The following is a 17,481-nucleotide window of genomic DNA, read 5'->3' as shown; positions in this document are numbered from 1 at the left end:
GACGCCGAGTGCCGCCGCAGCTCGCAGCAGGGTCGCCGCCTTCACCTCGGAGCCGCGGGCGGACTGCGGATCCCCGGGGCGCAGCAGGATCGGGGCTTCGCCAAGAGTGTTGCGCGCCAAGCGTGGAATCTCATCGGGGACCCGGCCCAACTTCCGGGTCAGGGAAACGAGATCCGGCCTGGGGTCGTAGGACTTGCCGCGGAGCACTGTCAACTCCGGCCGCGTCACGAGCGATTCCAGCCGAGCCGCCTCGCGGCGCCCGAACCAGTCGAGGTCCGCCAGTTCGCGCCACCACGTCCCCTCCACGGTCCCGGTCCCGTCGAGCCGAGCATCGGGCTCCGCCAGCGAATTCCGCCACTCCTCGACCAACTGTCGGGCCCGCGCCTCGTCGGCACGCAGGTCGGTAGGGGAAAACCCGCCCCGTTCGAGGAAGTCCCGGAAGTTCGCCAGTTCTCCCGGTCCGACCCGGCCCAGCGCCCCGAACAGCGCCAGATCCTCGGGCTGGAAACCGAACTGCCGCATCCAGGACCGAACCGCGTGCGCTGCGACCTGCTCCGGGTGCGGCGATGCCGACTGGCCCAACCACGGCAGGTCCACCCGAAGTTGCCTCGGGGAGACGTCAAGCGCTGCGGCAACTCGGTAGACCAGTCCGGGACCGACCTGCCACGACGCCGAAAGGCCCTGCACGATAGGCGGAAACCCGCCGTAGTTCCGGGCCTCCCGGACGAAGTCCAGCCTCTGCTGGACATTCAGCTCCGCCGACCTCGCGAACTGCGCCAGTGCGACGGGATTGACCCCGTCCGGGAACGACTCGTCCAGGCCCGCCCCGAGCCGCCAGCGGGCGACCGCGTCTCGTCCCACCTGGACTCCCTGCACGCGCAGCCCCGACACATCGGCGCGCTCGCGCCGAAGGTACTCGTGGAAGGCCACCACGTCGTCGGGATCCAGATGGGGCAAGATGCCCTGGAACCAAGGCAGATCCCCCGGTTCCAAACCGTAGTCGGCGAGCCCCTCGCTCACGGTGTTGGCTATCGCCCTGAGATCCGCGGCAGTCCCCGCCCACGGCCCGCCGTATTCGGTCCACGCATGCGGGTCCAGCAGCTCCAGGACGTCGGGGCGGACGTACAGCACGTTCGCCACGTCGTTGCGGAATGCCGGATCGGCCCACGCTTCCCGGACTCCGCCGGTGGAGTCCCGCCACTCCCGAACCAGCCCTGCCAGCTCCTCGTCGGAGAAGTCGCCGACCTGGCGCAGCGCGGGCAGTTCAGTGTCCTCGGACAGATCGATTCGATCGCGGCGTTGGAGGAACCAACCGAGGTCCTCCCATTCCTGCGGTCCGACCGAAAGTTGGTGCATCCGCGCGAAGAAGGCAATGCCGTCCTCACCGACCGAAAGCCCGAACCGTTCGAACTGGTCCGTCAGCTGGGCGAGGAAGTTCTCGGTCCTGACATGCTCGCGGAGCCCGCCCGGGTCCAGCCGGAGGTATTGGGCGAGCGAGTAGAGGTCCTGGATCGGCACCCTCCACTCCTCGGCGAGCCTCGGCAGCTCGGTCGGGACACGTCCGAGGTGCTCGCAGTAGACGACCAGTTCCGTGATCTCGGACGTCGCGAACCCAGCGTCGACCCGGCGGGCCAGATCCATCAGCGCATCCGCGTCGAACCACGGTTCCCTGAGCAGCGCTCTGCGGCCCGGGCCGATGTTCAGCACGGCACCGCGGGCATCCCGCCACCCCTGGTTCAGCCGGTCGATCACCCGCTGCCCCAGGTCCGGATCCGCGTTCAGGTCGGCCGGCCGCAGCCCGGCCTGCGACATCCAGTGGATGTCCTGGACCCCGAGATCGGCGTCCGAGAGCAGGTCGAGCAGATCCGGACTCAGTGCGTCGAACCAGTGCCTGTCAAGCAAAGCCAAGTCGGCCGGTTCCAGTTCGAGGTGGGCGAGCCTGGTCCGCACCTGGTGGGTGGCGACGTCGGACGACAGCCCGTGCCCGATCCGTTCGATCACGCTTCGCGCTGCACCGAGGGCAGAGGGGTCGACGTTGAGCCGCAACGCGACCTGGAACAGGTGTGCTTCCGGGAGACCGGTGTGCTCCGCGGTCGCATGCAGGTTCGCCTCGACGACGTCGACCGGTTCTCGGCTCTTGAAGTAATCGGCCAGCAACGCTTCATCGGCAGCGCCCAGGCCGAGCCGAGTCGAGAGAGTCAACAGGGACTCGACGTTCTGGTGGAGGCCCACCAGTTCCCGGAAATCTTCGGCAGGGGCGCGCAACCTCCACCTCAGCACGGCGTCGCGTCCTGCCCGGGGGCCACCGTCGCGCAACTCCTGCGGATCGATGCCCTCGTGCCGGAGCCAGCGGGCGAAGTCCGACAGCTCGCGACCGCCCAGCTCGTCGACGAGACCGGTGAACCACGGCAGGTCTTCGGGCCGCAGGGCGAACGGCTCCAACCGACCGCGCACCGCACGCTCCCAAGCCTCTGCTGGCGAGGCAAAAGTGTTCCGCAGCCCCTCGTCCTGGGCCGCCCGCGCCAACTCCACGTCGCCTTCGAAGACCGAGAGGTCCTCGCGGTCGACGCCGAGCCGCCGCACGACTTCGTCCTGCAGCTCCAGATCGTCGGCGTCCCCGCCCCGCTCCTGCGCCTCCAGGGTCGGCTCGACGTCCATCGGGTCTGCGTCCCCGGTCGACCGGGGAGAGCCGCCGCCTTCGGCCATCGCGGTGTCCTGGGAATTCGACGGTCCGGCCTCACCGGACCGGAACACCGGAGCCTCGTCCGATCGCGCGCCACCGAACCCGCGCCCCCGCGTCGCCCAATCCGCGTACAGCGGATTCGGGTTCTCCTGCGTCCCGCGCAACTCCCGCACGAACGCCCGGGCAGCGTCCTCACCGCCTTGCTCCAGCCGAGCCGCCAACTCGGTCAGATTCCGCTGATGCTCTGCCACCAGGTTCGGATCAGTACCCCCGTAGTGCAGATTCATCTCACGCGCGATCTCCTGCGCACGCCGAATTACCGGCGGCACATCATCCGCACGCCACTTTCCCTTGTTCGCCCACGACGACGTCCCCTGCCCTGAACCGCTACCAGTGGACGGACTGCCCTGGCCCGCCGAGGAACCCGCGTCCTCGTTCCGGGCCGGGATCACGGCTTCTCGTGGCGGCGCCGCGTCCAATCGGAATCCGCCAGTCCCAGGCACGAACCGACGGCGCGTCGCGTACCTTGCCTCAGCGACCAACCGGTCGACCAGATCCCGGCCGATACGGATCAACTTGGACAATCGCAACGAGGTCATCGACGGGTCGCTGTCAATAGCGTCCATGAGCCTGCGGCCGAGGATCGCCCGTTCGTCCTCACTAGCCAGAATACGCCGCCGTTCCTCGGGAAATGCCCCGAACACGGCCTTGAAATCGTCCCAGGAAGCCGTGCCCACCCGGCCTTCCAAACCCTGTACTGGAACAGCGTTCAGCGCCTCCTGGGTCAGCGCCTCCACCGTCTCCTCATCGAAACGGGTCAGCTTGGCCAGACGGTACGGCGTCACCGCCGGGTCGTCGTCCTGCGCCTGCTTGAACCTGCGCCCAAGAACCGCTCGATCATCCGGGCGATCCAGCACGCGCTGCCGCTCCTCAGGCCCAGCGGCCCCGAACTCACCCCAGGAAGCCGTCCCCACCCGGCCTTCCAACTGAGGAGCCTCAACGCCGAATCCGGCCTCGTCAACCAGGGAAATCACCGAAGATTCGGTAAAGCCCGTCTCCTTGGACAGCCGGTACGGCGTCATCCTCGGATCGCTGTCATGCGCCAGCTTCAGCCTGCGCGCAAGAACAGCTCGGCTCTGCGGATCGCCCAACACTGCTCGCCGCTCTTGGGGTGTTGCATTCTTGAACTCCTGCCAGGTCGCCGTGCCCACCCTGCCGACCAGACCACCAGCTACCGGCCCCGGTGCTGCAACCGTCCCGCCGTGGACAGGAGGTGCACCGACCTGCTCCGTCTCGGCCAACAGGGGCTCCGCCTGCGCGAACAGCCACCCGGTCAGACTCTCATCATGCCGCCCCGCTACCAGCACAAGCCCGGTGTCCGGATCCATCAGCTCGAAGGATCCGTCGCGGTTCACCAACTCCGCGAGCGACCCGTCCTCGCTGTACCGGGCTACGCGCCCATCCGGCAACGGCACCACATTTTGCTGCCAAACGACGTCCGGGGCATTCGGCAACGAGCTCTCGACCTGCTCCAACAGCTGACCGGTCAGCGCCCCATCGTGCACCCCCCTGTCCAACGCCACACCGGATTCCGAGTCCACCACCTCGTACGTGCCATCCCGGTGCAGCAGCTGGGTCAGCGACCCGTCTGCGCTGAAGCGCACCACCGTCTGCCCGTCCGGCAACGGCAACGGGTCCTGCCAGGAAACCTGGCCGAACGACGACCCCGGCGAAATTCCACCAGCGTCCACCTGCAGCGCGGCCGCCTCGTCCATCGCAACATCCAGCAGCTCCGACAGATCATCCTGCAACAACGAATGCAGGCCATGAGCTGAAGGCACTGCGCCACCGGGCTCGACCATCACTTCATCATGGGAAGTGGTGGCCATCATGTGATCGGTGCCAAGCACAGGCTCGGTCTGCACCGTCGGATCCAGTCCCCAGGCCCGCAGCCCTCGCTCCGCAGCCGCAAGATCAGCCCGGGCCTGCTGTAGCGCGTCCTGGGCACGCTGCATTGCATCGGGCACGCTGTTCGAACCGCCCACACCGCTCAACGCCGGGTCGTGCGCCGCGATGTTCTCCTGGACCAGCGCGATGTAATACGCCTCCCACGCCGCGGCCGGAGTCGCGGGCGCATTTGCCGTGGGCAGGTACCCCCAGCTCGGCGCCTCCTGTCCTGCGCCAGGAAGGCGTGCCCGTTTGCCTACGCCTTGCGACGACTCCGCGGCGATGGTGCGTTTTCCGTACAGCGCGTCGCGCAGCTCCTTTCGGAGTTGATCGACTTTTTCCCCATCACCGCGCAGGATGGCGTCGGCGAGGCTCTCGTGGTACTTCGGCGGCAGCGACTCGTCCATCATGTACACCGACTGCGTGGCCCGCCGCTCAGCCTTGTACGCCCGGACCTCCATCTCCGCCACCTGTTTGGCGATGGTCATCGCTTCCTCAGCCGAGCCCACTCGGAGGTTCCCGAGCGCAGGCTTGTGGTTCGCCGGCGACTGCGACGTCTCCCGCGAGCCGCCACGCAGTTTCGCCTGAGCCGGGAACTGCGACTCCTGGTTCGCGGCATTGTGCGGTTCGGCCGGCGCCTGCTCCATCGTGGCGGGCCGCGAGAACTCGCCCAGCAGGTGGATCTCCTCCCCCGGCTGCGGCCGCAGGTAGCGCTGCGCCTGTTCCGGCAGCTCGACGCGGCGGTCCTCGTGCCGGTCGACGGTGATGCTGACCAGTTCGCGGTCGGTGACGGTCCGCACCAGCCCGGCGAGTTCCGGCCGCTGCGCGAGGTAACCCAGCGCGGCGGTCCAGATCACATCCGGTGCCTCGTGCTGGTGCACAGCATCAGCCACCAGGGTCAGGTGCAGATCACCGTCGCGGTTGTGCAACTCCCGGACCAGGGTCTGCACGACCTTCTTGGTCAACTCGAAGGTCGCCGCGCGATCTTGCAGCGAGATCGACGGCGTCGGGCGCGGGCGGGAGACCCACTGGCCCCCGGTGTCCATCGCCGCTCCGGCGATGGCTCCTCGATCCCCTCCCGCATGCCCGAGCTCATCGCCGAGTCTCGCGATGTTGAGCGGGCCGGTGCGGGAGATGACCGAATAGCGCTGCGGCCTCAGCTGCGAGTTGGTGACGAAGCTCTCGGCGGGGAGGAAATCCGGTGCCTTGTGGATCTCAGCCTGCGTCTTGCCGTAATTGTCGCGCATCCGCTCGAAGAATTTGTCGGCGAACGGATGCCCCTTGGGCAGCACGAGCAGGTCGTTGTTGACCGCCCCGCCACGCTTGTGCACCCCATACGCTTCACGCGAGTCCAGCACCTGCTGCATCTCATCCAGCAGGTTCCAGGTCGTCGGGTATTCACCGTCGCTGTACAGCAGGCCGAAACGCTGCCCGACCGCCACCCGCAGAAGGTCGCTGGCCGCCGTATATCCGGGTTTGGTCTGCTTGGCCAGCTCGGCCAGAAACGCCTCCTGGTGCGGCATCGGCCACGAGCTGTGGAAGACCTCGTGGACGTTGACCAGCGTGACGTTGTTGTCCTCGGCCCACCCCAGCATCTCGCGCACACCGGAGAGCACGCCCGGCTCATCACCGACCGGGAACTGCGCGGCCTGCTCGAACAACGCACGCGGCACATCGGTGAACACCACCGTCGGCGCCCAACCCCGCACCTGCTCATGCGAGTCAGCGATGTTCGCGCGCATCTCGCTCTTGCCCGCGCTGCTGCCATCCAGCGGGCCACCCAACCAGATCGAGGTACGACCACGCACCAGTTGCAGCTTGGCGGGCAGCGGCGGCTGGTCCTCCGACCAGCCACCCCGCTCCTGCTCGGACAACTCCCTGGTCAGCACGAAATCGTCGAGATCCTGCAGGTTGTGCGGCGCGAGATCTGACCAGTCCGGCGCCGGCCGCTTCAGATCCAGCCGCTGCAACAAGTCCAGGCCCTGACCAGCAGTGATATCCGAATAATCGTGACCGCGCAGGAACTCCGGCGGCTCGGCAGGCTTGTGCAGCCCGAACAGGTCCGGCTCCGGCAGCACACCAACCGGCGACGAGTCCGACAGCGTCGCCGCGTTCAACTCGGCGAGCAACCGCCCGGCCGGATCCGACTCCTCACCCGGCACCTCCAAACTTTCCACGACCGACCCGGCGTCCACAGCGGACTGTGCATTGGAATTCTGCGGCTTTGCCGTGTCCAATGCGTTAGGTTGATCCTGCACCGGCACGTCATGCGAAGTCTTGCTGCGAAGGTCCGGCTTGACGTTCGGTCCGAGTGTGCTCTCCTGCTGCTGGCGGCGACCGCGCAACACATCGCGGAGTTCGCCCCGGATTCCGGCGGCCGTGGCGTGGTCACCACGCGCCAGGGCGTCGGAGAGGCGGCTCACCCACTGCGGTAGCTGGGACTGGTCGACCATGTAGACGGCACCCGCAAGACGACGCTCGTCGATGTACGCCCGGACCTCAGCATCGACAATCGTCCGCGCTTCCGCGTCGACCACGGTCCCGAACTGGGCGGACGTGTCATCGTCGTCGAGCGACTTGAGGTCGGAGTCCGTGGAGTGCGCCGTTTGTTCGTGGTTCGATTGCTGCGACAGCTCGCTTTCGTGCCCTGCGGATCCGCTGGCCGCGTCATCGCCGAGCCCGTGCCCGCCGGCCCCGTGCACCTGGTTCCACGGCAGCTTCCCCTGCTGCGTCTCCGACAGCTTCTGGTGCGGGCCATGCTCACTGGTCGATCCGGCGTCCTCCTGCTTCGACGCGAGGAAGTCGCTCAACGACTGCGACTTCGCCGCTGCGCCAGAGGATTCCGCGACGGTCTGCTGGTGCTGGACGGTGTGCTCATCGTCCAGCACCACCGACTCCTGCTCGGTGTCGATGTGCTCTTCGGGTGTCGTTTGCTCGTGCGCCGGGGCATGGTCTTCCGGCGGTTCGAGGCCCAGCGAGCGCAGGCCCGCTTCGTCGGTCCAGAACACCGATCCCCCGGGTTCGCGCACCACCCGCGGCTCGTTCCAGTGCCCGGGCACGTTGGCACCGCGGTACTCGGGGGTGAGCAGCCAGGTCACGTCGCTGCGGACCAGGTAGGTCTTGCCGGACGAGGAGTGCTCCTGCTCGAAGGTCTTGCCGCCGACCTCGCTGGTGTCGGTGACCACCTTCTCCGCCGCCGGGCCCTTGATCGAGACCTCGCCGGCCAGGCGCCCGATCTGGCCGGGTCCGGGACCGCTCGGGTTGGAGTTCCACAGCAGCCCGCCAAAGCCGGCGCGGGCGGACGTGCCGCCCGCGAGCGTCTTCTCGTGCGTGACCTTCAGCGTCTCGCTGCCGGTCTGCTTGCCCTCGAACGAGGTGCCCTCCGCGGAGACGGCAGTAACTCGCTGATTGCGTAGTTCCGCATGCAGGGTCAACGACTTGATCGGCCCGTGGTTGAGCGCGCCGGCCTCGAAGTAGCGGTCCTCGTCGAGGCCCCCGATCCGGTAGCCGTGTTCGGTCATCGCCGACTTGAGCTGCGACGACAGGGCGCTCTGGGTGGTCATCGCCGAGATCAGATGCCGCGTTCCCGTCGCCCCGGCCGGCAGAGATGGCGCGGGCGTGCCCTCCGTTGCCGCGTGCAGAACGCCATCGAGCAACGCGTCGATTTCCGCGCGAACGCGGTCGGCCTGCACGGTTCCGCGACTGCCCACCGGAAGTTCGTGCTTCGGGGCAGACCAGTCCACTTCGGACTCGTTGGCGGCGTTCTGGAGCTGTTCGAGGAGGTGGGCGTCTACCTCCGGGACGTGGCGGCGAACCGCGTCCTTGACGCTGGCGTGCACGTTGATCGGTTCGGAGGTGGTGGCCGGGAAAAACCTGTCCAGCACGCCGAACGACAGGCTCTGCGGCAGCCGCCCCCAGCCCGACGTCTTCTCGATCGTGATCGTCAGGTCCAGGTCGTGCACGAACGCCAGCGTGCGCCCGGTGTGCTCGCTCTTGTAGGTGGTCTCGATGCTCTTCGTGTCTTCGACGGTGCTCTGCGACTTGTAGCTGCCTTCACCCGCCCCGGCGGTGCCTGGATTGTGCTGGATCTGACCTTCCGGGAAGATGCTGAAGACGGCCTGCCCCTGCACGGTGTGCGTCGTGGCGGTCATGTGCTGCTCGGTGAGCTTGCTGGTGGTCTTGGACTCCTCGCTCAGCGTCCACTTGTCCGAGACCGCTTCGAACCGGCCGGGCTTCTCGGTGCCCTTGACCGTGATCGTGATGTCGGTGCGGCCGAGCGGCCCGTCGTAGTGGTAGACGGTCCGGATCCCTCCGCCGACTATGTCGGAGTACAGGGCGCCCAGCCCGGAAGGTGAGAGCGCTGGGAACAGCCGCGAGTGCACCATCGCGTCGAGCCGGCCCGCGCTCGGGTCCATCAGCCAGGAGTAGGCCGACGAGGCCGCGTGGGTGAGCGAGTGGTAGAGGTGTCCGATGAAGCTCGCCCGGGCGCTTTCGGGGAGCTGATCATGGGTGAGCGCGCCGAGCGCGTCTTCCAGGTTCGACACGAGGTTGCGGGTGACCTCGGGACGCACGTTCACCCAGCCATCGCCCAGCTTCGGCTCGTCGAACTGCCCGCCCTCGTAGTGCATGGTCGCGTCGTCGTGCGGGTGGTCGACGTGCCACTCGATGTCCTCGGGTCCGGCGATCTGGTGGATCTGGTCCGCCGGAATCCACAGCAGGACGGCGTCGTGGGTGTCCGTCTGGGAGTGCGTCCACTGCGACTTGCCGTAGCTGTCTCCGATGGGGCCGACGAAGTGTTCGGTGTTTCGTCCGCTGAGGACGAGGCTGGCGTCGAAGGAGACGAGGTAACCCGGCCCCTTGTAGGCACGCTTCTGGGTGTTCTCGTGTTCATGGGTGTGCGTGGTTCCCGACCCGGACTCGTCGGTCGTGGTGTGCGTGCCCTGCGGCACCATCGTGCCCTGCTGGTTGAGGCGCGCGTTGGTCCGGCCGTCGAGCGACGTGTCCGACGATGCCTTGGTGATCTCGCCGCGCCCGGTGGAGTCCTTGCTCTTCGTGGTGAGTTCGAGACCGAGGGATTCGGCGTGGTCGATCACCTTGGGGTTGCTCAGGGACAGGTGCATCGCGGCTTCGCCGAGGCTGTCGGAGTACCCGGTGAGCAGCTCGCCCTGGCGGTATCGCTCGACCTGCGCGTGGTAGGTGCCGGTGACAGCGCGGTCGAGGTTCGCCCCGATCTCGGTCGGACCGGCGAAGTTGTGCACCCGGTTGGCCGCGATCACGCCGTCCTTGCCCAGGTGCCCGAGCGGGTTGCTGGCCGCCGCGTCGTCACCGAGGCCGTCGTACGCCTTGATCTCCAGCATGAGCTTCTCGCCCATGCCGTGCGGCAGGTTGAGGCTGTGCACGGCGTAGTCATCGGGCAGCTTGGCTTGCTTCCAGCCGCCGGGCCGGGTCGGGGTGGAGCTGTGATGGTTGCGGAACTCCGCTGTCGGCGCGGTCGGGGTCTCCCCGGCCTGCCCACCCAGCGGGTGCGATCCGACGGGGACTTCGGCGGTGGCGTCGGCCGAGAAGGAGCGCTCGCCGATGCTCCCGTTCGGCCCGAACACCTCGATGGTGTAGTGGATCCGCTGGGTGTTCCGGTAGTGCGTGCCGGTCTTCCACGAGGAGGCGCTCTCGTGCCCGGCGGTCACCGTCACGGTCCGCTCGAAGTCGCCGATCTTCCTGGTGTAGCTGCCGGAGAACTGCGCGGTGCGCAGCGGGAAGTTCGGGTTGATGGGGATCACGCCGCCGAAACCACCGGTGCCGATCCAGTTGCCCTTGGTCTTGGTGGTGTGCTCGTCGTGCGAGGACGCCGTCAGCGTGCCCTTCAGCTCACTGCCCCCCGGCACCTCCACCGGTGTCGCCTCGTAGCGCCCGGGAGTGGCGCGGATCTTGACCCACACGTGTTCAGTGCCGGTGGAGGTGCCGACGTGGGTATCGCGCGGCATCAGGAAGGACCACCCGTCGCCTACGAGCTCGGCAGCGTGCGCGGCGAACGCATCCGGCGTGATCAGCGCGTTGATCCGGTCGACGTTCTTGCTGACGTGCGGGGCCTGGTGGCCCGCCCCGTGGTGCGGCGGCAGCACGTCACCGTCGAGGATCTGGTGGAGTTCGGTGGCGACCCGGTCGACGCCGCCGAACTCGACCTTGCCGCCGAGCACGCTCAACGGGGAAATGCCGCTCAGCGGGGTGGCCGTGTCGGAGTGCACGGGTGTGCTGCCGGATGATTCGAATTGCTGCGACGCGGAATCCCAGCCGTTGCTGACAGCGGCCTCGGGGCTCATCCACACGGTCGCGCCCGCTTCGACGTGGTGCGAACCGACGTCGAGGCTGTTGCCGTCGTCGAAGGTGATGCGGACTGCGTAGTCCAGCGTCGTCCGGTAGGCCCGCAACTGTCCGGTGCTGGTGTGCTCGGACTCCAGAGCCGCGCCGGTGGTGTTCTTCATGGTGTGCTCGTCGCTGCCGGCGCCGCCGAGCTTGGCCTGGACGTTCACGTCGCCGCGGGCACCGGCCGCGAAGCTCGCGTCCTCGGTACGGGGTATTGCGATCAGGCCACCACCGCCGAACCTGACGTCGGTGCTCTGCTTGGTCAGCTCCGATGCGGCGTGCTCGGTCTTCGCACCGCCGGTGCCGGTAACGGTCGCGTCCTGCTCGTGGATGAGCGTTGGCGCATGCACCGAGGTTCCGATGTGGACGGTGGCGGTGTGCGTCCGGCCGTGGTGCTGGTACTCCAGCGTCTTGGTGATCTCGCGACCGCCGAGCAGGTCGCCCGCCCGCAACGACAGGCCGGAGCCGCTCACCGTCTCGCGGAGCTGCCCGCGAGCCGTCGAGCCGACAGCATCGAGCTCACGCCGCAGCGGGTGGTTGGCGGGCAGCGTCTTGGTGATCTTGTCGAAGAGGCCGTTGTCGCCGCGCAGGTGTGCGGAGTGCATTTGCTTCGGGTGCGGGACCTGCGTGTCGATGACCGGAGTGGTGTCCGTTTCCGGCCGCAGCGATTCGGGAATCGTCACTTCGATCCCGGACTCCTGCGTGCCGTTCCTCGTGGCGGAAGCGCCGTCGTGGCGGGTGACGGTGATCTCGTGCCACAGGTCGTGCCGGGTCGAACGGGTGCCGCCGGGGAGTTCGACCTTCGAGGAGTGCTGGAGGGTCGAGTCGGTGCCGAACTTCCACCCCGGCACTGCGGACGCCTTGACGCTTGCATTCGCCTCCATCGCGCCCATCGGGATCGTGGTGCCGAGCCCGAACATGCCGGTGAGGTCGGCGCCCTTCTCGCGCCGCACCGTGGAGGCGTTCTCGTCGGAGGTCTTGCCGTAGTCACCGGAGGCGTTATCCACCTCGTGCTTCGGCTCGTCGATCACCGGCCCGACCACAGGCGACTCATCGCCGACCAGGCGGGTCCGCACGGTTACCTCGATGGAGCCCGCACCGTGCCCGATCGACTTGGTCAGGCCTTCCTCGGACAGCGTGGTGAAGTCGTCCTTCAGCTGCACATCCGAGAAAGCCGCCCGGAACGCACCCTGCGCCTGCTCGTCGACACCGAGCTCGGTCATCGCGCTGGTCAGATCGCCGCGCAGCTTCGTCCCGTCCACATCAGTGGCCTTGACCAGGTTGGTCGCCACCAGATCCTGCTTGTACTGCGTCTCTGGGCTGGCGGGGGGCGGGGCGTCGTGGTGCAACTCCTGCAGCTCGATGTCGCCCAACTGGCCCTGTGACATGTCGATGGTGACGTGATCCTGCCGGCCAGTCGGTCGGAGTCTGTCCGAATTGGACTGCGTTGCGGAGGTCGACGGACCGGCCTGGTTCGCATCGGAAACCGTGTTCTCCAACGAGCGCTCACCGCCGAAGCCACGCGGTCGCGACTCCCAGCCCTCGTACAACGAATCGTTCGCTCGCAACCCCCGAACGAAATCCCGAGCAGCCTGCTCCCCGTCACTGTCCAGCGCGGCGGCAACCCCCAGCAAATTCTGCTGGTGCCGCGCATGAAGATCTGGATCGAGCCCCCCGTAATGCAGGTTCATCTCATTCGCGATCTCCCGCGCACGCCGAACCACCGGCGGCTCATCACCCGCAGGCCACTTCCCCTTCTCGAGCCACGAGCCCGACGAACCCTCGTTCGACGCGGGCGAGTCCGCGGCGTCCGGGCCTCGACCATCGGTCATCGCCGACGGGTCCTGCTGAGGAACCCATGCCTGCCAGGAGGTATCGCCCTCCGGCGGACGGAAGGTGATGGCGCCGCCCGGGGCGGGGTTGTAGTAGGGGTTCGGGATGAACCTGGTCGGGTCGTCCAGCGGGTACGCTCCCTCGATGAAGCGCAGCTGGATTCCGCCGGGGAACGCGATCTCGCGTTCGTCGGCCCCGGCCACCATCGGCCCCAGCGTCCGGTTCACGTCGATGCCACCAGGCGCCCGGATCACATAGCGGAACCCAACGTGATCGTCGTGAACGGTGTTGCCCGTCTTGTCCATCACCGGCGACCGGCTCGTGCCGACGAACATCGAGTGCGTGCCCTCGTTCGCGTACCACGCGAGGTCCACGTTCGTCGTAGGTCCCTCATTGCGGTGGTCGATCGACCCCTGGTTGCCCGAACTCCACGGCACGAACCCGCCCGATTCGGCGATCTTCCACAGTGGGCGCTCATCGACCCGGAACAGCGGATCGCCATCCGCCCGCCACATCGGCGCCGGCACGATCCGTCCCAGGTCGACGGTCCGGTCCACCGCGGCCAGCAGCGGATCGGTCACCGGGTGCGGGCTGGCCGGATGCTGCTCGATCGGATGCCCGGCGTGCACCTCGGTCGCACCGACAAACATCCCGTCAGGCCGGTCCGGACTGGCCAGATCCGTTCGGTACCACTGGAAGACCGGGGTGCCGTCGCCACCAGTCCCATGTGGACGTAGCACGCCCATCAAGGACGATCCTTGCGGATCCCCACTGGCGTCGAGGATCTGCACCGTGCCGTCCAGGGACACCTTGCGGAACCACCGGTCGTCCACGCTGAACTGTCCCAGATCACCGGTGGGCAACGTCATCGACTCACCCCAGCGCACCGGGTACTGGTATGGCATGTCGTCGTACCGGAGGTTGGGCGGATCCTCCGGCACGGGCTCCCCTACCCGTACGACACCGGTGGTCTCGTCCACCAGCACGCCAGATTCGGAGTCCAACACTACCTGGCCGCCGGAGAATTCGACCTGGACCTCGCCGTCCTCCGTCATCGACCAGGGGCCCCGGAACGCCGCGCCCGTGCCATCGGTGAGCACCGCCTGACCGGTGCGGAAATCACGCCGCAACGCCCCGAAGCGTTCCGGCTGAGGCCCCGAATCACCCGAAAGCACCGAACCCGGCTCCGGTTCGTGGAAGATGCCCGACCGCTGCTCCACCAACGTCCGCGTCGGTGCGTCGAACCGCAGGTAATCACCGGATTCATGGTCGACCAACCGGAACTCGGTCTGCGAAACCTGCTCCCACCGCATCGACCGCATCGTGCCATCCCGCGGGTAGTGCACCGCCGCGTTCATGCCGGAATGCCGGTCCAGAATCACATGCCCCATCGACTCCTGACCGGCCCCCAGCAGGTTCATCCGCTGTTGGACCACCACACCACCGGCATCACGCAGTGCGAACTCGCCCGCCTGACGACCGTGCAACGTCGTCGTCAACGTCATCCCGGTATTCGGATCCGTCTGCACGCGGAAACGCTGATCCTGCGGCACCCACTCCGCACCACCACCCGGATGCCCCGCCGCATCCCGACCAGCCCGCTCCTCCGCCTGCAAAGCCCGCTGCTCAGCGAACACCGCATCCGGATTGTCAATGCCCAACGACCGCAGACCCTGCTCCGACTCGTGGAGGGCCGCCCGCGCCGCCTCCAGGTTCTGCTGCGCACGCTGCTTCGCCACAGAGCCCGAGCTCGACTCCCCGACCTCATGCCACGCCGGGGCCTGCGTCCAGTGCTCCACGTCAGCTCGTGCCCGCAGGTACTGCGACCACGCCTCGTCCACTGCCGAAGCCCGCTGCTTGGCGGGGCCTTCGTACCCGACCGAGAGATCATGGGGCTGCCAGGTTGGCGTGTCGTCGGCCGGCGGCGCGGCCGACCCGAGCGGGTCGTAGTGCTCGTTGCCCGTACCAACGTCAGCCATCTGCGCAGGCAAACTCTTCCCGGCATTCTCCGATGCAGAGACCTTGGCCGCCTGGCCCGGCTTCCCCGCGGCGATGTCGCTGCCAGAAGCATGCGCCGACCGCAGCGGCTGCTTGCCCTTGAGCTGCGGCGGACGGCCATCGCCCGCTGCGGCGGACGCAGCGGCCGCGGTTTTCTGTCCCGGGTTGCTGGGCGTGGTCGGCCGCGATTCGGTGGCGGGGGTATGGGAGCCGCCTTGGGTCGACGTCTGGGAAACATTGCGCGAGGCCGTCGCGGGCCTCTGCTGCACCACTGGAGTCGGCGAGGCTGACGGCGCCGGGCCTCGCTGTCCGGCCGACTGACCGGTGGACTGCTCGACGGAGCTGTGGTGCGCGGCGGGCTGCTGGGCCTGCGGCAGCATCACCGGCGGCGTCACCTGCTGCGTGGTGTTCGCATGCTCGTCGGAGTGCTCCGACGGAGCCGCCTCGGGCTCCCGCTGCGGGTCCGGCTTCGGCTGCGGGTTCGGGTCGATCGCCTCGTACTGCCCGGCGAACGAAGTCGTGCCCGTGCTCTCACTGGTGGAGACCGGCGTGTGCGTGGCGTGCTGCGACGACGCCGTGGCCGCCGCGGAATCGGCGTTCGTATTGACAGCGGATGAAGTGCTGGTGCCCGTGTGGGGCGCCTGCTTCGTCGTGGTTTCGCCGGTGTGCGGTGTTGCGGCCGTTTCCTGGTTCTCACCCGTCGTTTCCGTCGAGTGGACCGGTGTCCCGTGCTGGGACTTATCGGATTCGCCGTGGGCTACTGGCGATTCCACCTCGTGTTCGGTGGTGTACGAGTTGTCGTCCTTCGCAGCCCCGCTGTGCTGCTCGACCGGATTGGTGGTCTGATGCTGCGGCGAACCGTCCCGGTGCTCAGCGCCGACCCCGTGCTGGGACTCCGCCTGATTCTTGGCAGAAGCCTCCTGGTGCTGGTCGGCCTCGTGGTGCGTGGCCACTTGCTGGTGCTGTCCAGCCCCCTGGTCCTGACCGGCTCCCTGATGCAGCACAGCTTCTTGCTGCTCGCCGACCTGAGCAGCCTCCTGGTGCGACGGAGCAACCTCGTGCTGACCGACCCCCTGAGATTGGCCAGCGCCATGATGCGCTGCAACTTCCTGCTGCTGACCAGCCCCCTTGTGCTGGGTGGTCGGCTGCTCTTGGTGGGTTTGCGGGTGTTCGGAGGTGGTTTGGTGGTCCTGGCCCGTCGACGTGGTCTGGAGGCCTTCGGTCTGTTCTTCCGTGCCGGTGCTGGTCGCCTGCGAAGTGCCGTCGCTGACGGTGGACATCGAAGGTGCCTTGTCCGTCGCCGTGCCCGACGAAGTGGTCGGCCCCTGCTGCTGCCCGGTGGTCGTGCCCTGTTCCTGCTTGGCCGCTGCTTGCTCGGCTGCGGCGTTCCCGGAACTGGTGGCCGAGTGCTGTCCCGTCGTGCCCGAAGCACCGGACTGCTGGGACGTCGTCGCCGCATGACCCGCCGCGATGGTCGCCGCAGCCGCAGTCCCGGTGTTGCTCGCGGTGCCGCTCTCGCCGCCGGTTTCTGAGTACCCGGGCGGCGTCGCGTCGTGCCCGTAGGCGGGAGGTCCTTCTGCGGTAACGGTTTCCGACGAACCACTGCCGACGCCGCTCTTGTCCGTCGATCCCAGAGACTCGGTCTGCACGCCATTCCCCGCCGCCGTCGTCACCGGACCGAGGGACTCCGTCTTGGGGGTGCCGACTGAGGTGGAGTCGGCGGCCTTGTCCACCGCAGCCGCCGAGGCGGCGGCGTCCGCCGCCGTCGTGTGCGCCGTGGACTTGCCGCCGCCGAGACGGCCGAAGCCGCCTGCCATGGCCGAGGTGAAGGAGTAGCTGTTGGTCTCGTCGTGGCCCTGCGCCGCGCCCGCCGCTTTTTCGCCCGCATAGCCGGCGGCGCCTTGCAAACCGGCGTTGGCCACCGCGCCGGCCGCCTGGCCGGCCGCGGTCTGCAGGCCCTTCTTCGCCGCCTCCCCGAGCGCGCCGCGGGCGATGGCCCGCCCCAGGCCCTCCGCCGCCGACGTTGCCAGCCCGCCGCCGACACCACCGAAAGCCCCGCTGATGGCCGCGCCCTTGATCCGATCTTCGTTCCACTCGGTGCGCTGTCCGGTCGCCAGCTGGACGCCCTGCGTCCCGACCTCGGTCGCCATCGCGATGGCCTCACCGATCACGACGTTCGTCGCGACGTTCTTGGCGATGTTCAGCAGGACGTTCTTGATGATCTGGCTGATCGCGATGCGCACCGTCGCCACGATCCCGCCCGAGATCGCCCCACCGACGATCGGGATGAACGCGGTCACGAGGGCCGCCGCGACGAAGCCCAGCTGGACAATGATGGCGACCTTCGCCGCCTGGATATCCGCAGCCGTGTTGCGCGCCTGGTCCGACCGCTCCTGCGCGTTCTTCTTCAGCTCGGCGAGGCTTTCCGCGCCCTTCGTTTCGGCGTAGTTGCGGTAGGCGTTCGCGAAGTCCCCGCGCATGTCCCGCGAGACATCGGCGGCCGACGCCCGCACGGCATCTTCGAGGACTTCGATGTCCGAAGCCATCTTCTTCCAGGCATCGGCGATCCGGTTGAGCCCGTCCTCATCGCCTTCGGGCCAAGCCTGTCCACCGACGATGCGGAAGGCTTCCTGCAGCCAGTCAGGGAGTTTTGTGGGCAT

The 17,481-nt window shown here is 68.0% G+C and carries 1 protein-coding gene (running past one end of the window); it reads right to left on the bottom strand.

The genetic code is table 11. The annotated features are described in order from the left end of the window. Positions 1 to 17,481, bottom strand: partial view of a scabin-related ADP-ribosyltransferase gene (locus BLW84_RS24175; RefSeq protein WP_093269161.1) — the 5' portion only. The gene continues 10,170 nt to the left of window position 1, outside the view; the window shows 17,481 of its 27,651 coding nt (coding positions 1-17,481); the start codon lies at positions 17,479 to 17,481; its stop codon lies beyond the left edge, outside the window.

Source organism: Saccharopolyspora shandongensis (genome assembly GCF_900106995.1).
In the GTDB taxonomy this organism is placed as follows: Bacteria; Actinomycetota; Actinomycetes; order Mycobacteriales; family Pseudonocardiaceae; genus Saccharopolyspora; species Saccharopolyspora shandongensis.
The sequence above is the reverse complement of the archived record's forward strand: the minus strand, read 5'-3'. Positions and strand labels throughout refer to the sequence as shown.